Source organism: Shewanella sp. SR44-4 (genome assembly GCF_014163715.1).
In the GTDB taxonomy this organism is placed as follows: domain Bacteria; phylum Pseudomonadota; class Gammaproteobacteria; order Enterobacterales; family Shewanellaceae; genus Shewanella.
The window spans coordinates 68,230-87,437 of the sequence record NZ_JACJDU010000006.1 but is presented as its reverse complement, the minus strand read 5'-3'; the positions used below and the strand labels follow the sequence as shown (position 1 = coordinate 87,437).

The 19,208-nt window shown below is 40.2% G+C and carries 19 protein-coding genes; 11 read left to right on the top strand and 8 right to left on the bottom strand.

The window, feature by feature from the left end; all coding sequences use genetic code 11:
- Positions 1-36: 36 nt before the first annotated feature.
- The 7 genes from tsaB (at position 37) to rnd (ending at position 6,646) form a co-directional block, all read left to right on the top strand.
- Positions 37-738 carry a tRNA (adenosine(37)-N6)-threonylcarbamoyltransferase complex dimerization subunit type 1 TsaB gene (gene tsaB, locus H5125_RS04840; RefSeq protein WP_162022929.1) on the top strand — a complete coding sequence of 234 codons (702 nt, stop codon included), beginning with the start codon at positions 37-39 and terminating at the stop codon, positions 736-738.
- Positions 739-797: 59 nt separating this feature from the next.
- Complete coding sequence (locus H5125_RS04835) at positions 798-1,127, top strand: hypothetical protein (RefSeq protein WP_182743677.1); 330 nt, start codon at positions 798-800, stop codon at positions 1,125-1,127.
- Positions 1,120-1,797, top strand: a complete 678-nt coding sequence (locus tag H5125_RS04830; RefSeq protein WP_101087575.1) for a M50 family metallopeptidase — start codon at positions 1,120-1,122, stop codon at positions 1,795-1,797. Before H5125_RS04835 ends, H5125_RS04830 begins: the two co-directional genes overlap by 8 nt.
- 77 nt (positions 1,798-1,874) lie before the next feature.
- The gene (locus H5125_RS04825; RefSeq protein ID WP_243756366.1) at positions 1,875-2,657 is read left to right on the top strand and encodes a class I SAM-dependent methyltransferase; all 783 of its coding nucleotides are present in this window, start codon (positions 1,875-1,877) and stop codon (positions 2,655-2,657) included.
- Between the two features lie 21 nt (positions 2,658-2,678).
- Positions 2,679-3,572 (top strand): alpha/beta fold hydrolase, encoded by an 894-nt coding sequence (locus H5125_RS04820; protein ID WP_182743675.1) that lies wholly within the window; start codon positions 2,679-2,681, stop codon positions 3,570-3,572.
- A 198-nt stretch (positions 3,573-3,770) separates the two neighbouring features.
- Positions 3,771-5,444, top strand: a complete 1,674-nt coding sequence (fadD, locus tag H5125_RS04815) for a long-chain-fatty-acid--CoA ligase FadD (protein ID WP_182743674.1) — start codon at positions 3,771-3,773, stop codon at positions 5,442-5,444.
- Positions 5,445-5,533: 89 nt separating this feature from the next.
- Entirely contained in the window at positions 5,534-6,646 is a 1,113-nt protein-coding gene (gene rnd, locus H5125_RS04810) for a ribonuclease D (protein WP_182743673.1), read from the top strand.
- A gap of 102 nt (positions 6,647-6,748) precedes the next feature.
- On the opposite strand, the gene minE is transcribed toward rnd, so the two are convergent.
- From minE to minC, 3 genes are read right to left on the bottom strand one after another with little or no spacing between them, the layout of a single operon-like run.
- A complete protein-coding gene (gene minE, locus H5125_RS04805; protein ID WP_011637201.1) occupies positions 6,749-7,009 on the bottom strand; it encodes a cell division topological specificity factor MinE in 261 nt (86 codons plus the stop codon).
- 2 nt (positions 7,010-7,011) lie between these two features.
- A complete protein-coding gene (gene minD / locus H5125_RS04800) occupies positions 7,012-7,821 on the bottom strand; it encodes a septum site-determining protein MinD (RefSeq protein WP_011637202.1) in 810 nt (269 codons plus the stop codon).
- A 27-nt stretch (positions 7,822-7,848) separates the two neighbouring features.
- On the bottom strand, positions 7,849-8,514 hold the full coding sequence (minC, locus tag H5125_RS04795; protein ID WP_101087580.1) for a septum site-determining protein MinC: 666 nt from the start codon (positions 8,512-8,514) through the stop codon (positions 7,849-7,851).
- 119 nt (positions 8,515-8,633) lie between these two features.
- Between minC and H5125_RS04790 the strand changes: the two genes are divergently transcribed.
- The 3 genes from H5125_RS04790 to H5125_RS04780 all read left to right on the top strand — a co-directional run bounded on the left by H5125_RS04790 (position 8,634) and on the right by H5125_RS04780 (position 10,421).
- The gene (locus H5125_RS04790; RefSeq protein WP_101087581.1) at positions 8,634-8,912 is read left to right on the top strand and encodes a YcgL domain-containing protein; all 279 of its coding nucleotides are present in this window, start codon (positions 8,634-8,636) and stop codon (positions 8,910-8,912) included.
- 31 nt (positions 8,913-8,943) lie between these two features.
- Positions 8,944-9,912: a lytic transglycosylase domain-containing protein gene (locus H5125_RS04785; protein WP_182743672.1), complete on the top strand. Its 969-nt coding sequence runs from the start codon at positions 8,944-8,946 to the stop codon at positions 9,910-9,912.
- A gap of 62 nt (positions 9,913-9,974) precedes the next feature.
- Positions 9,975-10,421, top strand: coding sequence for a YcgN family cysteine cluster protein (locus H5125_RS04780; protein ID WP_162022933.1), 447 nt, complete (start codon positions 9,975-9,977; stop codon positions 10,419-10,421).
- A gap of 70 nt (positions 10,422-10,491) precedes the next feature.
- Here the strand turns inward: H5125_RS04780 and dsbB are convergent, their stop codons facing one another.
- Positions 10,492-11,001, bottom strand: coding sequence for a disulfide bond formation protein DsbB (gene dsbB, locus H5125_RS04775; RefSeq protein ID WP_101087584.1), 510 nt, complete (start codon positions 10,999-11,001; stop codon positions 10,492-10,494).
- Positions 11,002-11,117: 116 nt separating this feature from the next.
- Positions 11,118-12,704, bottom strand: coding sequence for a sodium/proton antiporter NhaB (gene nhaB / locus H5125_RS04770; protein ID WP_101087585.1), 1,587 nt, complete (start codon positions 12,702-12,704; stop codon positions 11,118-11,120).
- Between the two features lie 588 nt (positions 12,705-13,292).
- Between nhaB and fadR the strand changes: the two genes are divergently transcribed.
- On the top strand, positions 13,293-14,012 hold the full coding sequence (gene fadR, locus H5125_RS04765; protein WP_101087586.1) for a fatty acid metabolism transcriptional regulator FadR: 720 nt from the start codon (positions 13,293-13,295) through the stop codon (positions 14,010-14,012).
- A gap of 149 nt (positions 14,013-14,161) precedes the next feature.
- Here the strand turns inward: fadR and H5125_RS04760 are convergent, their stop codons facing one another.
- From H5125_RS04760 to H5125_RS04750, 3 genes are all read right to left on the bottom strand, one after another.
- Positions 14,162-15,673, bottom strand: coding sequence for a SpoVR family protein (locus H5125_RS04760; RefSeq protein WP_182743671.1), 1,512 nt, complete (start codon positions 15,671-15,673; stop codon positions 14,162-14,164).
- Between the two features lie 9 nt (positions 15,674-15,682).
- A complete protein-coding gene (locus tag H5125_RS04755) occupies positions 15,683-16,948 on the bottom strand; it encodes a YeaH/YhbH family protein (protein ID WP_182743670.1) in 1,266 nt (421 codons plus the stop codon).
- 63 nt (positions 16,949-17,011) lie between these two features.
- Entirely contained in the window at positions 17,012-18,946 is a 1,935-nt protein-coding gene (locus H5125_RS04750) for a PrkA family serine protein kinase (RefSeq protein WP_182743669.1), read from the bottom strand.
- Between the last annotated feature and the right edge of the window lie 262 nt (positions 18,947-19,208).

The window sequence follows — 19,208 nt, the reverse complement described above, 5'->3', positions numbered from 1 at the left end:
TCTATTTGATGTTTTTTTACTGGGTAACCCATCATAATGCCAAAGCCGTTAACCATCCTCGCTCTTGATACTTGCACTGAAACTTGCTCCGCTGCGTTAACCATTAATGGTGAGGTGTTTGCACTTATTGCTGATGCACCACGTGAGCATAGTCAACGATTATTACCTATGGTCGATGAAGTGCTAGCCCAAGCCCAAGTGACACTGGCCGATGTGGACATGATTGCCTATGGCCGCGGTCCTGGCAGTTTTACCGGTATCCGCATTTGTACCAGCATGACCCAAGGATTAGCCTTGGGACTCGACTTGCCGGTTATTGGCATTTCGACCTTAGCCGCTATGGCCCAATTAGCCATAACAGAGCAAGGTGCTACGCAAGTATTGTGCTGTATTGACGCCCGTATGAAGGAAGTCTATTGGGGCCAATACATTGCCAAAGACGGCATTGCTACCTTAGTAGGTCAAGAACACGTTAGCGCGCCAGAAGCGATTGAGTTAACCCTCGATACACAACAAAACATTAGTGTTTGTGGCACAGGCTTTGAAGCCTATCCACAATTATTAACGATAGCGCCACACATGACACCATGCACCCAAGCAACTTATCCAGATGCGAAAGCCATGTTAATTCTGGCACAACAAGGTTATCAACAAGGTTTGCATACTACTGTTGATGAACTTTCGCCTGTGTACCTTCGTGATACTGTTACGTGGAAAAAACTTCCAGGCCGAGAATAGCCATTCACGGCAATTTGACATAAAGTATAAGATTCAAATATAGGTAAACGGTGTCGTTAATGACGATAAATTCAGCATTATCAATGGCAAATAATCAATCAGGCCCAATTAGCCTGAGCCAAGCTGTTGCCGGTAATCGGCCGATCATAGCGGCCCACGAACCTATTATTGTTAATCCTGCTACTGTAGAAACTGAGGTTCAAGGGATTGAAGCTCGCAACATGGCCATTGTTGACGATTCAACTTTATCGGCCAAACAGCAAGCGCGTGTTGAATTCGACCGTGAGACTTACAGTCAGCGTGGCGCTATAGCTCAGTATTTATCGACACAGCATTCTGCTAAAAGAGACGAAATTCAACAAATGGTTGGTATTGATTTATATGCCTAATGTGCCGTTGTCTGCAACACCCAGTCGTAGCCGTTTTGTGATTGAATTACTGTTGGCTTTTTTACTGACGCGATTCCCTTATATCTCTATACCTTTTAAATGGTTTGAAAGTTATTTTCACGAATTATCTCATGGCATCGCGACATTATTGACCGGTGGCTCGGTCAGTCATATTCAGCTATTTCCAAACGGCGCTGGCTTTTGTTTTAGCCAAGGCGGCAGCAGTATATTAATCGCTTATGCGGGCTATTTTGGCGCCGCACTCTGGGGTTATTCGATATTTCTGATGGCAACGCAAAAACAGACCATTAGATTTACCCTGACTTTACTCGCGTTTACCGTGGCAGCATCGTTACTTTTTTGGGCTCGCGATGTGTTAACCATTGTTATACTCAGCGTATTGATAATACTTTTTTTGTTACCACTTAAATTAAAAAACAGTAGTCTGTTAAACACCTTACTGCGTATATTAGGGTTAATGATTATTTTAAATGCCATGGCAAGTCCGATGGTATTATTGGGGTTAAGCGGTCAAGGCGATGCGGTTATGTTAGCTAAAATGACTTGGCTACCTGCATGGTTATGGGTAATAACATGGCTCGCCTTTAGCGGGTTTATGTTGTTGCTCTGTTGGCGTAAAGTTGATCGAAAAAAGGGAGTGTCAAAATGAAACGTAACATGATGTTAGGAGCCTTAATTGGCTTATCAAGTTTAGGTATGTCGACCGCAATATACGCAGCCGATAGTATGCCCGATAAAAAAGTGACAGCACCGCAGGTTAGTTCTGCCCTTGCTAAAGCAGTGGCCAGCGAGTTTCGTACTGCAGATAATAAACTACGTGACCAATATCGTCATCCTGCTGAAACATTAGCGTTTTTTGATATTAAGCCTGAACAAACTGTGATTGAACTATGGCCAGGTGGTGGTTGGTATGCTGAAATTTTAGCGCCATACCTAGCTGAAAAAGGCCAATATGTAGCTGCTAATTTTGAGACTAATCCTGCAACAGACACGAATCAAAGTGCTTATTACAAATCAGCTGGTTTGAAGTTTGAAAAATGGGTTAGCGATAACAAAGCCAGTGTAGGCAATGTACAGTTTGTAACGCTTGATCCACCGGCTAAGTTTTCATTGGGTAAAGATAATTCTGCAGACCACGTATTAACATTCCGTAACTTGCACAATTGGGCAATGAAAGGAGAGTTGGAAGGTGTGTTTAAAGCCGCTCATGACGTGTTAAAAGTTGGAGGCTCATTAGGCATTGTTGAACATCGTGCCAATATCGGTATGGCTGCAGAAAGTGGCTATATGGATCAAAATCAAATGGTTGAGTTGGCCAATAAATACGGTTTTGAATTAACCGGCAGCTCTGAAGTGAATGCCAATCCTAAAGACACTAAAGATTATCAAAAAGGTGTGTGGACATTACCACCGCGTTTAGCTATGGGTGATCAAGATAAACAGAAGTATCTTGATATTGGTGAAAGTGATCGTATGACAATCAAATTTACCAAAATAGCCGCTAAATAATTTTTGCAAAGTGAGCCAACAATGTTGAACATTGATGTAGAAGAAATTCAATTGCCGTTGGCTCATATTACTCTTGCAGCTAAACGTTATGGTCAAGCCGACAAGCCAGTGATTTTAGCTTTGCATGGTTGGCTTGATAATGTCGACAGTTTTATCCCCTTAGCGCAGGCCTTTGCCCAGCAAGGGTTATTCGATAAATTTCAACTGATGTGCATCGATTGGCCAGGGCATGGATTATCAGATCATCGCCCAGGGCGTTATCCGTTGCATTGGGTTGATTATATTTACGATCTGCAAGCCGTGATCCATACCCTGTCACAAGAAACGGGTCCCATTATCTTATTGGGCCATTCGCTCGGCGGCATTGTGGCGTCAGCTTACAATGCATGTCTTGCTGACAACATCCATAAACTCATATTAATAGAAGCCCTAGCACCGTTATCTGAATCTGCCACACAAGCTAAAGATCGCTTACGAAAAGGCTTACAGCAACAACAACGCTTTAATCGTCAACTAGCCAGAGTCACTCCAACGTATTCTTCAATGGATACTGCGATTCAGGCTCGCCATCAACTCACTGGATTAGCATTACCATGGTGCGAAATGATCACCAAACGTAATATGGCCGCCACTGATGGCCACTATTCTTGGCGTAGTGATCCTCGGTTAAAATTAGACTCACTTAACCGTTTTACCTTTGAACAGGTTGACGCTTTGATGACAATAAGTGACACGCCTTCGTTACTCATTGTTGGTCATGATGGCTATAAACAATTAACAGTATCAACAGAGCAAGCCAATAAATGGTTTTCCAATATTGATATCGTTCATTTAGCCGGAGACCATCATCTTCACATGGGGAATGCCAACCTGGTTGCTAAATCGATTGGAGCATTTATTCTAAATAGCCGTTAGCCATAGGTGAAAACGCTGTTATTTTTAGTTTATTTATGTGATTATGATCGAAAATTAAAACACTTGTATGATTTAGTTCATGACAAGCAACATAATAAAGCCTGCGAAAACAATATTAATGATACGCAGACAATAAAATATTTTACCACTGACGGGGAATGCACGTCTTAGCACAGTGGGCATTATTAGGAGACACCTGTGGACCAGCCTTGGATTAATAATTTACCTGAACATGTTCCGGCCGAAATCGACCCATCTCAATTCAGTTCTTTAGTACACATGTTCGAAGATGCAGTAGCAAAATATGCTGACCAACCTGCATTTATTAACATGGGTGCGACGATGACGTACCGTAAACTCGAAGAGCGAAGTCGAGCATTTGCTGCATATTTACAAAACGAACTGCACTTAAATAAAGGCGACCGTGTTGCCATTATGATGCCCAATTTGCTGCAATATCCTATTGCTCTGTTTGGTATTTTACGTGCGGGTATGGTGGTGGTTAATGTTAACCCACTGTATACGCCACGGGAATTAAAACATCAATTAGTCGATTCGGGTGCAAGAGCCATCATTGTGGTGTCTAACTTTGCTAACACTCTAGAAGAAATTGTTGATCAAACACCAATAGAGTCGGTCATTATCACTAACCTTGGTGATCAGCTCAGCGCACCCAAACGCACCTTAGTGAATTTTGTTGTTAAATACATTAAAAGATTAGTACCAAAATATCATTTACCGCATGCATTATCATTTCGCGATGCGCTCTCTAAAGGCCGACGCCTGCAGTACATTAAAGCCGATATTAGTGGCGAGGATTTGGCCTTTTTACAGTATACCGGTGGAACTACAGGGGTATCTAAAGGTGCCATGTTAAGCCATAAAAACGTAGTAAGTAACGTTTTACAAGCTAGTGGCGCTTATTCTCCAACGCTTGATGATGGTGCTGAGTTTGTGGTGACAGCATTGCCTCTTTACCATATTTTCGCACTGACAGTTAACTGTTTATTGTTTTTACACAAAGGCAGTAAAAATCTTCTGATCACTAACCCTCGAGATATCCCAGCATTTGTGGGTGAACTTAGAAAGTACCCGTTTACGGTATTAACGGGTGTTAATACCTTATTCAATGCTTTGGTTAATAATGAAGAATTTACTCAACTTGATTTTTCTGGTTTAAAATTGTCTATTGGCGGGGGGATGGCGGTGCAGCGCGCCGTTGCTGATAAATGGCAAAACCTTACTAAGACACGCTTACTCGAAGGCTATGGTTTAACTGAAGCCTCACCATTGGTCACATGCTGCCCCTATAATCTCAGTGGGTACAATGGCTCTATTGGTTTTCCTGCGCCTTCAACCTTCATTCAGATACGTGATGATGATGGTAAAGTCTTAGCCCAGGGTGAAACCGGTGAGTTGTATGCTCAAGGCCCGCAAGTGATGCAAGGCTATTGGCAGCGTCCGGAAGAAACGGCCAGTGTGATTGATAAAAACGGTTGGTTAGCCACTGGTGATATTGGTTATATGGATGAAAAAGGTTTCTTTTTCATTGTCGATCGTAAAAAAGACATGATTTTAGTGTCAGGTTTTAACGTATTTCCGAATGAAGTGGAAGAGGTTGTTGCCCTACACCCTAAAGTTATCGAAGTCGCTGCTGTTGGCGTTCCCAATGATGCCAGTGGCGAGTTAGTGAAGATTTTTGTGGTAGCAAAAGACAAATCATTAACCGAAGAAGAACTGATTAAGCACTGCCGTCATCATTTAACGGGATATAAAGTTCCTAAGCTGGTAGAATTTAGAGACGAATTACCGAAAACCAATGTGGGTAAAATTTTACGCCGACAACTTCGAGATGAAGTTAACAAAGCGTAAAATCAAAGCCGGCAACTAAGCCGGCTTTTTTATGTTTGGTTGTTATCAGCTTATCGTATTGCTCACACCTTTTTTTAGCGGAGCCTATTTTGTTAACGTTTGAATATATCAGTGATGATGCCAGCCTGTTGTCATTAGTTGAACAATACCAACAAAGCACCTTGCTGGTGCTAGATACTGAGTTTGTCCGCACTCGAACCTATTATGCTAAATTAGGCCTTATTCAAGCCTATGATGGCAAAACTTTAGCCTTAATTGATCCGGTTGCGATTACCGATTTAAGCCCATTTTGGCAGTTATTAACTGACCAAAATATTGTCAAATTAGTGCATTCATGCAGTGAAGATCTCGAGGTGTTTGCTCATTATGGTGAATGCCAACCAAGCCCTTTATTTGATAGCCAAATAGCGGCAAGCTTTGCTGGTTTAGGCCACGGATTAGGTTATGCCAAGCTCGTTGACGCATGCTTGCAAGTCGAAATAGATAAAGGCGAATCACGTACGGATTGGATGAATCGTCCACTGTCTGATGCGCAATTACAGTATGCGGCTAATGATGTGTTTTATTTATATCAATTATACCCTCAGCTGCAACAGAAGCTTGCTGCGGACAATCGTCTTGAATGGTTGTTTGAAGAAGGTCAGCGTATGACTGAAGGGCGCATGTCATTGCCAGAAGGCGACAGCGTTTACCTTAAAGTCAAAAATGCATTTCAATTATCGAGTCAGCAGCTAGCCTATTTAAAAGTATTGGCGAAATGGCGTCTAGCCAAAGCGGTAAGCCGCAATCTAGCGCTGGGTTTTGTGGTAAAAGACCATGCATTAATTGCATTAGCCAAAAAACAACCGATCACACTGGCGGAATTGAATAGTTTAAATGACTTAACAGATCAAGAGAAACGCATTCACGGCAAAGATTTATTAACAGTTATGGCGACGGCAGATTTAATTAATCTACCTGAAGAAGTTGATGTTGTTGCGCTTAAGTCAGGTTATAAATCAGCTTTTAAAGAAGTTAAAACAGTCTTAACTGAATTATGTGAGCGTGAAAATGTCGCATTAGAATTTGTTGGTTCTAAGCGCCATATTCATGAATTTCTATTATGGTTGTATCACAACAAACAAACACCAACACCGATACTCTTGGTCGGTTGGCGTGGGCAGTTGGTAGGTGATTTACTAGAGCCAGTGCGCTTTAGTTAATTCAGCTTTAGTTAATGCAATTTATCAACATACCAAAAAAGGATACTCGCATAATGCCAGTATCCTTTTTTGTGTTAAGCAGAGTAGGGTGACCTTGGCTGATTACTTTGAATCAGGTAAGGTAACGTTTAACTCTAACACCGATAAATTGTCATCGTTTTGGTCAAGTTGCACAGAGACTTGGTCATCTGATATTTGCACATATTTACGGATCACTTCGATGATTTCTTGTTTCATCTTTGGGAAATAATCAGGTGCACCACGTTCACCACGTTGATGAGCCACAATAATTTGTAATCGTTCTTTTGCCAATGATGCGGTATTGGGCTTTTTACTGCTTCTAAAATAATCAAGTATCGACATAGTTAGCTCCCAAATATCCTTTTAAGGAATCCCTTTTTTTCTTCTGTAATAAATCGAACAGGTACATCATCACCTAATAAGCGTGCAACCGTATCGCCATAAGCTAAACCTGCATCACTTTCTTGATCAATAATGACCGGTACACCAGAGTTTGACGCCTTCAGTACCGATTGAGACTCAGGGATCACACCGAGTAATTCAATGGCTAATATTTCCTTCACATCCTCAACACTGAGCATTTCACCCGTTTTGACCCGCGCAGGAGAGTAACGAGTTAACAATAAATATTCTTTTATGGGCTCTAAAGACAATTCCGCACGACGTGAACGGCTCTGCAGCATGCCTAATATACGATCTGAGTCACGTACAGAACTCACTTCAGGGTTAGTGGTAACAATCGCGATGTCGGCAAAGTAAAGCGCCATCATGGCACCTTGTTCAATACCCGCTGGTGAATCACAAACAATATAATCGAAATCTTTGGCTAAATTCTCAAGTACCCGGCCAACGCCTTCTTTAGTGAGCGCATCTTTATCGCGTGTTTGAGACGCGGGTAAGATAAACAGTTTGTCGCAGCGTTTATCTTTAATTAACGCTTGGTTCAAATTAGCTTCACCATTAATGACGTTAACAAAATCATATACGACTCTGCGTTCACAACCCATAATCAAATCAAGATTACGTAACCCAATATCAAAATCGATAACGACAGTTTTCTTTCCTTTTAAGGCCAATCCGGTGGCAATTGCTGCACTGGATGTTGTTTTACCCACACCGCCTTTACCTGATGTGACAACAATAATTTGCGCCATTTATATTTATATCCTTGTATTTGCCGATTATTGGGGCAATGATTCAACAGTAAGAGATGCGCCTTCAAGGCGAACACAGCCTCTTTGACTTAGATCGTATTGTTGCAAATGTTCTGTCAACCAATACTGTCCAGCAATCGATACTAATTCTGCTTCTAACGAGTTAGCGATAATCACACTTTGATTATCTCCCGCAGCACCCGCCATGGCTTTCCCACGAAGAGCACCATATATATGGATGCTACCATCAGCAATGACTTCAGCGCCATTACCAACCGCACCAAAAATGATTAAATCAGCATTTTGTGCGTATATTTGTTGTCCAGAACGCACATTTTGTTTAACAATTTTAGTTGCTCGTACAGGCAACTCAGCTTTGCGGGCTTGTTTACCCGATTTAACCACTGCAATTGCCATACTTTTTGCTTGTTCAATTTGTTCTGGGCTGGCATCGGTAATGCCTACAATAATAAGATTTCGGTCAATTAATAATTGTTTTAGTGCATTAAAATCAATGTGAGTATGCTGAATGGCTGATAAATTTAATACCAAGGGGGCGCCCAAAAAAAACTGGGGAGCTTGAGCCAATTTGTTGTCTAATTCAGCCGCAATGATATCGAGATCGTTATGATTGATATGCAGTACTGATAAGGTAAAAGACGTGGCCTTTAATTCGAGATTTTGTTTAGCCATCCCGGCGTGATTCTCCAATACTTCAGCGATAAACTGATTTACAATTATTTTCTTGTGCCACCATGTTATAGTGTGCTTAGTTGACTATCAAGTTTGAACCTTTGGAAATTTACACTAAAATGATATGTGCAGTATATAAAAGCGGTCGAAGAGCAGATACTTACCTTTTTGTCAAAAAACGTGATGTATTTGATGACGTTCCTGAACCGTTAATGGAAATGTTTGGTTCAAAGACATTAGTGATGATTGTACCTTTATCTAAACGAGATCATTTAGGTATCGCTGATATTGATAAAGTTAAGTCAGCATTAGTAGAAAAAGGCTATTACTTGCAAATACCACCACCGCAAATTAATTTACTCGAACAACATAAACAAGAATTAGCTTTTAAGAAATAAGCTCATTCTTAAAGGAGTAATCAAGACGAATATGATTCAAAAAATCATTTTATGTGCATTTTGTTACTTCATTTGTTCTAATATTGCCATGGCAGAAGACAGCCGTGGCGAATTTTCCGACTATTTGTTGGAACTCCAACAAAGGGCAATAGCCACTGGCGTTAATCAACTGACAGCAGAACGCTATATTGCTAATATTAAAATCTTCAAAAAAGCCAGCCTCAATGCCCATTCAGATGAATCACAAACATTAGAACACTTTATTCCCCAAGCTGTACCTGAAATTACCGTGAGTACAGCCAGAGCAATGTTTCAGCAACATGAATCACAAATAGAAAATATTAGCCGAACTTATCAAGTTCAGTCCCGATTCCTGATGGCATTATGGGGGATGAACTCTCGTTTTGGAGAGCGAACAGGACGTTTTTCTGGGTTATCTGTTTTAGCCTCACTGGCTTATAAAGGCGATAAAGAAGCTTTTTACATTAATGAATTTATTGCAGCGCTCAAGCTAATCGAACAAAAAAATATTACCGAAGATTTATTGCAGAGTTCTTCATCAGGGGCGATGGGACAGATGCAAATGATGCCTAGCCAGATACTCCAATACGGTATAGATGCCGATAAAGATGGCATCATTGATGTTTGGAGCAGTATGGATGATGCCTTTGCATCTACGGCTAATATGCTACATCAACAAGATTGGCAATATGATTCTACTTGGGGAAGACAGGTAAAAACGACAATGATGTTAGATCCAAACTTACTTGGTTTACAATCACATCACACATTTCCAGATTGGCAAGCCTATGGTGTCAGGCGTTTTGATGGCACAAATTTACCCCAACGTAATGACATGGAAGTATCATTAATTGCGCCGGATGGACCCAAAGGCCGCTTTTATTTAACCTATAATAATTTTCGATTATTACATCAATTTAATAATTCTTTGTACGATACGCTGGCAATAACCTACCTTTCTGAGAAAATTAAACAGTAAATTGTACCGTTTTAGGTGTAAAATGCCTGAAAATTTAGATAATAAGCCACTTTAGACATAAAATGATGACTCAGTTTTGGATAACCACACCTTTAGAAAACATGACCCCCGAACAATGGGAGTCTCTTTGTGACGGCTGCGGTAAGTGCTGTCTAAATAAAATCATCGATGATGAAACGGATGAACTTTATTATACCAATGCCGCCTGCCATCTATTGGACAACGATACTTGTGGTTGCCGTAGATATCCTGATCGTTTTACTTATGTGCCTGAATGTACTGCCATTACGCCTGAGAATATTGCTGAGCTGACTTGGTTACCCGATAGCTGTGCTTACCGACGTTTGCATGTTGGTAAAGGCTTACCTAGCTGGCATCCGTTATTGACTGGAAATAAACAGGCTATGCATGCAGCGGGCATTTCGGTACAAGGTAAAACCGTAAACGAAATGAAAGTGAAGTATTTGGAAGACTGTATTGTACTGTGGCCGATGCTAGACGTTGAATAATCAATTCTTTAAATATAAAAAAGACCTCAATGAGGTCTTTTTTATATTTGATTTCGAATTTTTTGCTGATTTATTTTGCAGATTTAAGTGCAGGTAACAACATCAACAACCAAATAACACCATAAACAGCAAAACCAAGCATCATCCATTGTGCCATGCTGACAGACAGCCACGACCATGGTGAGTCACTACACATGCCTGTTGGCGAGAATACTGAAGGTAACCAGGTGTCTAATGGCATAAAACTGGGGAATTCGGGGTAAAAAGAACAAGTCGCAAACGGTGAAGGATTAACTTGCATCTGGTTTAGATCATAAGCTAATTTGAAGCCCCAAACCGCCGATACAGACCATCCAGCCATACCCACTAATCGTAACAACCACACTTTAGGTTGTAGTATCCCTATCAGCGCTGCCAGAATAATACCGAGTACAGCAACCCGAATATAAATGCACATGACACACGGCGCTAGATCCATTCCATATTGAAAGAAAAGGGCTGCCAATTCCAATCCAATGGCGGACAATAATAATAAACCCCAAGACAAACGGTTATGGCAAAACTGCTGTAGTTGCGACAATTTCAGTTCCTAATAAATGTGTTAACAGATAAAAAAACACCCTCAAATGAGGGTGTTTACACAAACAATAGAGACTTTAAGATAATTTATCTACTAAGTCCAATAAGCTGATTTAATTAATGACCCATTGCCGCGCCACTGATGTCTTTGGCTGAGTGGTGGATAATTAATTGAGTTTCATAAAGTAAATCAGTCATGTCGACTAAGAAACCTGACTCAATGGCCATCACGCCCACAATTGATAATACAATCGTATAAGGCAACGCCATCCATACCATACGGCCGTACGATAAACGAATAAGCGGTGCTATGGCCGAGGTTAACAAGAACAAGAACGCTGCTTGTCCATTCGGCGTAGCCACAGAAGGTAGGTTAGTACCGGTATTAATTGCCACAGCAAGTAAATCAAATTGATCTCGAGTGATTTGGCCACTCATCAATGCTGCTTTCACTTCATTAATGTAAACAGTTCCCACAAACACGTTATCACTGACCATAGATAACAAGCCGTTAGCGATGTAAAAAATCACTAACTGCATATTGCCTTCATAACCTAATGCCCATTGGATCACTGGAGCAAACAGTTCCTGGTCAATAATCACACCAACGATGGCAAAAAATACCGCCAATAGTGCAGTGAAAGGTAAAGCTTCTTCAAATGCTTTACCCAAAGAATGTTCGTCGGTTATACCATTAAACGCAGTGGCTAAGATGATGACTGATAAACCAATGAGGCCAACAGAAGCTAGGTGAAGTGCTAAACCAGCAATTAACCAAATACCAATAAGGGCTTGGATAACCAATTTCATTTTATCTTGATTGGTTCTGTGCGAGTCTTCGTGAGTGGCGTAATCAGTTAAAATCTTATGTACTGCATCAGGTAATTGTGCGCCATAACCAAAGACTTTGAATTTTTCGACAAGAAAACAAGTGAATATACCTGCAACCAATACTGGCATTGTCACTGGCGACATCCGTAAGAAAAACTCACCAAACTGCCAATGGGCTTGGGCCGCAATGATTAAGTTTTGTGGTTCGCCAACCATGGTGCAAACACCACCAAGAGCGGTACCAATGCCTGAATGCATTAATAAATTACGTAAGAATGCTCGGAACGATTCTAATTCTTCATTGTTTAACTGTTCAGTTGTTTCAGATGTATGGTCGTGACCGTCATTAAAACTCTTTCCTGAAGCCACTTTGTGGTAGATAGAGTAAAAACCAACGGCAACAGCAATAATAACCGCGATGACCGTTAACGCATCTAAGAACGCAGATAAAAATGCCGACGCAGTACAAAACATCAATGAAACGATGATTTTCGAACGTACTTTGGTAATCATCTTGGTAAATACAAACAGTAACAACTGCTTCATAAAGTAAATACCAGCGACCATGAAGACTAAAAGTAACAATACTTCTAAGTTTGCTTCAATTTCATGTAGAACTTGCGAGGGAGATGTCATGCCAATAAATACGGCTTGAATTGCGAGCAAACCGCCGGGCTGAAGTGGGTAACATTTAAGTGCCATTGCTAGAGTGAAAATAAATTCAACGACTAGCACCCATCCAGCGATAAATGGACTGACATAAAAAAACAGCAGGGGATTTATTACTAAAAATGCCAAAATTGCGTATTTGTACCATTTAGGTGAATTGCCTAAAAAGTTTACAAATAGCGCCTGACTTTTGGTTACAGGCATATCAGCCTCTCCGATATTGTTATTGTGGCAGTATTGTTACCATTTTTTGATAGCTTACAATACATCATTATTTTCAAATAGATTTGGGAGAATAGAGGCAACTCAGATTAGAAAACTTGATAAGCATCAATTTTTCGTTAATTGAGTTTAAAATTCAATTCGATTGAACTGAGTATTTTGGCCAATTACTCTCTGTTGAATAAAGATATCTTGTTATAGCAAACAATGTGTTAGCAAAATAGTTTACTCACTAACTACGTATGGCTCTTATTTTCATCGCTAGTGTAGCTTAAAAAAAATCGAATTGTAACGCTGTTATTGTCGTTAGAATTAACACGTAGCGTTAACAAACTAGCTACATCATTATATACTAAACTTAAAGAGTTCTATCAGATAAATTGATGATATGTCGATGATTATAGTGGTTTAATGTGATGAATATTCAATTATTGATTTTTGCTCAGTTTAGTTGTTTGAAAATCAATCGTAATGAGCGTAGTGATTAAACAATGGTTTTTATTTTCTACCGCTCTGGTATGATCAGTCACAATAGTTTCGCCATTGTTTAGCAATAGGATATGAAGGCTGATGATCATCAATGCCAAAGGGCCAGCGAGTTTTGCCGAGAAATATATTGTTCGTTCCATTTGGGAAAACAAATTTCCACCGGGATCAATTTTACCTGCTGAACGTGAGCTCTCTGAACTTATCGGTGTTACTCGAACAACGTTAAGAGAAGTGTTACAACGTCTTGCTCGAGATGGTTGGTTGAAAATTCAACATGGTAAACCTACCCAGGTGAATAATTTTTGGGAAACGTCTGGGTTAAATATTTTAGAAACCATTGCTGATTTAAATCCGGATGGTTTTCCACTACTTGTCGACCAATTAATGGCTGCTCGTGGTAACGTAAGCAACATTTACTTTCGGGCCTCCATTCGCCACAATCCTGAAAAAGTAGTTGATGTATTAGCGGGTATTCATAGCTTAGAAAATGATGCAGAAGCGTATGCTACATTTGATTACCAATTGCATCATACATTAGCTTTTGCATCAGGTAATCCATTGTATGTATTGATTTTAAATGGTTTCAAAGGTCTTTATAATCGTGTTGGTCGATATTATTTTTCGAGCCAAGAAGCTCGTGAATTAACCATGCGTTTTTATGTCAAACTTGAAAAGTTAGCTAAAGATAAAAATTACTCTGACGTACCAGCATTAATGCGTATCAATGGTATCGAAAGTGGCAAAATGTGGCAAAAATTACGTGATGATTTACCTGCTGAAATGGGTCATGATAAATCCTAGTGAATTAGTGAATTAGTAAATTAGTAAATTAGTAAATTAGTGAGTAAAACCTCTCATTTACACTTAAAAAAGAGCCAATCAAATCGATTGGCTCTTTTTTATAGCATAAATCATCTCGTTCAAACCACAGACTGTAAACTAGATAGACTTTATGCTGCCGTTTCTGGACACATTGATAAGGTACTAACAATGCCTAAGTCATCAAGTTGCTCCAAGGTGACATTAAATCCCCATAATCGATGTAAATGCTTTAATACCTCTTGATGGTTGTCTGCCAACGGGATGCCGTCAAATGGTATGTAGCGTAAGATAATTGACCTGTCACCGTTCACTTGCACTTGTTGTACTTGTATATTGGGCTCAATATTCGACAGATTATATTGTTGTGATAGGGTGTTGCGAATATCTTGGTAACCTTGATCATCATGAATGGCCGATATTGATAGTTGACTGCGTTTTTCATTATCTAAAATACCAAATAGCTTAAAGTCTCGAATCACTTTAGGTGATAGATATTGGCTAATAAAACTCTCATCTTTAAAGTGTTTCATGGCAAAGTGAACCGTTGTCAGCCAATCGCTGCCTGCAATGTCTGGAAACCATTTTCGATCTTCTTCAGTGGGGGTTTCGCAGATGCGTCTGATATCGATAAACATTGCAAAACCTAAAGCATAGGGGTTTATGCCACTATAATGTGGACTATTATAGGCAGGTTGAGCGACCACTGCGGTGTGATTTTGCAAGAATTCCAACATGAAACGGTCGGTAACTTTATCGGTATCATATAAGCGATTAAGTATGGTGTAATGCCAAAAAGTTGCCCAGCCTTCGTTCATCACTTGGGTTTGCTTTTGTGGGTAAAAATATTGCGCCATCTTACGTACTATGCGCACCAATTCACGTTGCCAAGGTGCTAATAATGGTGCGTTTTTTTCAATAAAATATAAAATGTTTTCTTGAGGTTCACTGGGGAAAATAGCCGTCGTTTCAGGGGTGTCTGTTTGTGGTGATGTAGGCAGCGTTCGCCATAAGTCATTCACTTGGCTTTGCAGATAATCTTCACGCTCTTGTTGTCTTGCTTGTTCTTCTTTGAGTGACACTTCAGCTGGACGTTTGTAGCGGTCTACACCGTAATTCATTAATGCATGGCAAGAGTCTAAGGTCAGTTCAACTTGCTCTACACCATAACGTAATTCACATTCACGAATATAATTCTTAGCAAAAACTAAATAATCAATAATCGAACTCGCATCGGTCCAGGTGTTAAATAAATAGTTATTTTTAAAAAAACTATTGTGGCCATAACAGGCGTGAGCCATAACCAATGCTTGCATCGTGATGGTATTTTCTTCCATTAAATAGGCGATGCAGGGGTCGGAATTTATCACAATTTCATAAGCTAACCCCATTTGGCCGCGCTTGTAGCCTTGTTCTGTTTGGATAAACCGTTTACCAAATGACCAATGAGTGTAACCAATGGGCATTCCTATCCCTGCATAGGCATCCATCATTTGTTCCGCGGTAATAATTTCAATTTGATTCGGATAAGTATCAAGTTTAAAGAAAGCCGCGGCCTGTTCAATTTCATATTGATATTGTTGCAGTAAATCAAATGTCCACTCGGGACCATCATCTAACGGGTTACGTTTATGTTGAACCATGATAGCCTCCTATATAGCTTGTTTTTTAAAGAGTTCACGGAAAACGGGATAGATATCTTCAACTTGGTGAATATGCTGTACCGCAATGTTGTCAAACTGCTGTTGTAACTGTTCATATTGATGCCACAAGGTTTGATGAGCCCGATGACTGATTTCGATGTAACTGAAATAGCGTACTTTGGGCAGAATATGTTTTGCTAATATTTCATGGCAAGTGGGGGAGTCGTCGGACCAATTATCGCCATCAGAAGCTTGAGCTGCATAGATATTCCATTCATTTTCAGGGTAACGAGCTTGTTGTATTTCATGCATCAGTTTTAATGCGCTTGATACTATGGTTCCGCCGGTTTCTTGTGAGTAAAAAAATTCGTGTTCATCGACTTCTTTTGCCTGTGTATGGTGGCGAATATATACCACCTCGAGGTTCTGATAACTGCGGGTCAGAAATAGATACAATAGAATATAAAAACGTTTAGCCATATCTTTGGTAGCTTGATCCATCGAACCTGACACATCCATTAAACAAAACATCACCGCTTGACTAGAAGGGACTTCGCGTTTCGCATAGTTGTTATAGCGTAAATCAAAGGTATCGATAAAAGGTACTTTAGCGATTTGCTGCTTGAGCACTGTTATTTGCTCTTTGATGGCTATAATCCGCTCGGCTTGAGCGCCAGGAGTATCTTCTAATACCGCAAGTTCGGCTTCCAATGCCTGTAGTGCTTTCTTTTTCCCGCCGCTCATGGCGATGCGTCTAGCGAGTGATGAACGCAGTGATCTGACAATATTGATATTGGCGGGTACGCCATCATTGGTGAAGCCTGCGCGATAGGTTTGATATTCAACCAATTTATTAAGGCGATTATTCTGTAAGTTTGGCAGTTCGAGATCTTCAAACAACAATGCTAAATATTCATCTTTTGAAATAGTAAATACAAAATCGTCGTCACCTTCGCCACTATTTGAGGCATCGCCTTGACCTGCACCGCCTTGGCCACCTTTAGGTCGTTGAATTTGGTCGCCACGATTAAATTGATCATTGCCAGGATGAACTCTGTCCCTTATTCCACCTTGTCCTTGTCTAAAAACAGGCTCACTGAGATCCCGCTTGGGAATACTAATCTGTTCACCTTTATCAATATCCGTAACACTTCGGCGTGTTACCGCATCACCGACAGCTTTTTTGATTTGTTTTTTATAGCGTTCAATAAAACGCTGCCGATTAACAGTGCTTTTTCCTTTTGCGTTGAGTCGTCTATCAATAAAATTTGCCATACGTCGCTCCCAAGTCTGATTTTTGGTAGCGCCCTGTCAGCGGCGCTACCAATTATTGGGTGTCTACGATGATTTACGCACTCGTAAATACCATTCTGACAATAGTCTGACTTGTTTTTTGGTATAACCTTTTTCCATCATGCGATTAACAAAGTCGTCATGCTTACGCTGATCGTCATTCGATGTTTTGCCGTTAAACGAAATAACGGGCAGCAAATCTTCAGTGTTGGAAAACATTTTTTTCTCAATCACGATGCGTAATTTCTCATAGCTAGTCCACAGAGGATTATTGCCTTCATTATTGGCTCTAGCACGTAAGACGAAGTTAACAATTTCATTGCGGAAATCTTTTGGATTACTGATCCCCGCTGGTTTTTCAATTTTCTCCAATTCAGCATTTAAGGCACCACGATCAAAAAGTTGTCCTGTTTCTGGGTCGCGATATTCTTGATCTTGGATCCAAAAATCAGCATAGGTAACATAACGGTCGAAAATATTTTGTCCGTATTCAGAATACGACTCAAGGTAAGCGGTTTGGATCTCTTTACCGATAAACTCAACATACTTAGGGATTAAATAACCTTTAAGAAACTCTAAATATTTCTCACTTATATCGTTAGGAAATTGTTCTTGTTCAATTTGCTTTTCCAGTACATAAAATAAGTGGACTGGGTTTGCGGCGATTTCTGCACTGTCAAAATTGAATACTCGTGACAAAATCTTAAATGCAAATCGGGTCGATAGCCCTTGCATGCCTTCATCTACGCCAGCATAGTCCCGATATTCTTGGTAGGATTTCGCTTTGGGATCGGTGTCTTTTAAGCTTTCACCGTTATAGACGCGCATTTTTGAATAAATAGACGAGTTTTCGGGCACTTTTAAACGCGATAACACGCTAAATTGTGCCAAGGTTTCTAAGGTCCCAGGAGCACAAGATGCAGTGGATAATTCAGAATTAGCCAATAATTTTTGATAAATTTCCATTTCTTCAGATACCCGCAAACAATAGGGCACTTTGACAATATAGACGCGATCTAAAAACGCTTCGTTATTTTTATTATTCCTAAAAGCGGACCATTCTGACTCATTAGAATGGGCCAAAATAATACCGTTATACGGCAAGGCCGATAAGCCTTCAGTACCGTTGTAATTGCCTTCCTGAGTCGCAGTCAATAATGGATGAAGTACCTTAATGGGTGCTTTAAACATTTCAACAAACTCCATCAACCCTTGGTTTGCACGACATAACGCACCTGAGTAAGCATAAGCGTCGGCATCATCTTGTGAAAAATGTTCTAACTGACGAATATCAACTTTACCCACCAAAGCAGAAATATCTTGGTTATTTTCATCTCCGGGTTCTGTTTTAGCAATACCGATTTGATCGAGCACCGATGGATACACTTTTACGACTCTAAATTTTGAGATATCACCACCATACTGGTGTAAACGTTTTACTGTCCATGGTGACATAATCGTTTTGATATAACGACTTGGTATGTTGTATTCGTTTTTGAGTAGTTCACTGTCTTCTTCAGGATCAAACAGACAAAATGGGTGGTCGTTGACAGGACTACGAACGCCATCGGCAGTTAATATGTAAATCGGCACTTGTTGCATTAATGCTTTGAGTTTTTCGGCCAGCGATGATTTACCGCCACCGACAGGGCCTAAGAGATATAATATTTGCTTTGACTCTTCTAAGCCTTGAGCAGAATGTTTCAAGTAGGCCACGATTTGTTCAATCGCATCTTCCATGCCATAGAAATCTTTAAATGCGGGATACTGTGCAATAACACGATTAGAAAAAATTCGACTTAAAATTGGATTTTTTGCTGTGTCAATAATCTGCGGTTCACCAATGGCCATGAGTAACCGTTCGGCAGCAGACACATAGGCACTTCTGTCTTGTTTACAGATATCGAGAAATTGCTCTAAGGTATATTCTTCGTCACGTTTTTTTTCATAGCGTTGTTGATAATGCTCAAAAATGCCCATAGTAACCCCCTCAAAACGTACAGTTGTATGACGTAAAAAGCCTGAGTGATGAATGCGATGGTCAAGAATGTAATGTTAAATCTGTTAGCGCAATATTAGGCTTTACGACTAAAGTGTAGGACAGGGTAAATAACTTGGCGAAGTTTTAATGAAAAATAAATCAAATAAAAACAATAACAAACAGTAGCATTTGCAATAGTTGCAAACATAGTCTGATGATAGGCAGCGTACTTTAGGCGGATAAAATGACAAAAAAAGGAGC

Excerpts from the sequence above, each read along its gene's own strand:
- tsaB (WP_162022929.1), top strand. The coding sequence starts at position 37 with ATGCCAAAGCCGTTAACCATCCTCGCTCTTGATACTTGCACTGAAACT.
- H5125_RS04835 (WP_182743677.1), top strand. The coding sequence starts at position 798 with ATGACGATAAATTCAGCATTATCAATGGCAAATAATCAATCAGGCCCA.
- H5125_RS04830 (WP_101087575.1), top strand. The coding sequence starts at position 1,120 with ATGCCTAATGTGCCGTTGTCTGCAACACCCAGTCGTAGCCGTTTTGTG.
- H5125_RS04825 (WP_243756366.1), top strand. The coding sequence starts at position 1,875 with ATGCCCGATAAAAAAGTGACAGCACCGCAGGTTAGTTCTGCCCTTGCT.
- H5125_RS04820 (WP_182743675.1), top strand. The coding sequence starts at position 2,679 with ATGTTGAACATTGATGTAGAAGAAATTCAATTGCCGTTGGCTCATATT.
- minE (WP_011637201.1), bottom strand. The coding sequence starts at position 7,009 with ATGTCGATACTTGATTATTTTAGAAGCAGTAAAAAGCCCAATACCGCA.
- minD (WP_011637202.1), bottom strand. The coding sequence starts at position 7,821 with ATGGCGCAAATTATTGTTGTCACATCAGGTAAAGGCGGTGTGGGTAAA.
- minC (WP_101087580.1), bottom strand. The coding sequence starts at position 8,514 with ATGGCTAAACAAAATCTCGAATTAAAGGCCACGTCTTTTACCTTATCA.
- H5125_RS04790 (WP_101087581.1), top strand. The coding sequence starts at position 8,634 with ATGATATGTGCAGTATATAAAAGCGGTCGAAGAGCAGATACTTACCTT.
- H5125_RS04785 (WP_182743672.1), top strand. The coding sequence starts at position 8,944 with ATGATTCAAAAAATCATTTTATGTGCATTTTGTTACTTCATTTGTTCT.
- H5125_RS04780 (WP_162022933.1), top strand. The coding sequence starts at position 9,975 with ATGATGACTCAGTTTTGGATAACCACACCTTTAGAAAACATGACCCCC.
- nhaB (WP_101087585.1), bottom strand. The coding sequence starts at position 12,704 with ATGCCTGTAACCAAAAGTCAGGCGCTATTTGTAAACTTTTTAGGCAAT.
- fadR (WP_101087586.1), top strand. The coding sequence starts at position 13,293 with ATGATCATCAATGCCAAAGGGCCAGCGAGTTTTGCCGAGAAATATATT.
- H5125_RS04760 (WP_182743671.1), bottom strand. The coding sequence starts at position 15,673 with ATGGTTCAACATAAACGTAACCCGTTAGATGATGGTCCCGAGTGGACA.
- H5125_RS04755 (WP_182743670.1), bottom strand. The coding sequence starts at position 16,948 with ATGGCAAATTTTATTGATAGACGACTCAACGCAAAAGGAAAAAGCACT.
- H5125_RS04750 (WP_182743669.1), bottom strand. The coding sequence starts at position 18,946 with ATGGGCATTTTTGAGCATTATCAACAACGCTATGAAAAAAAACGTGAC.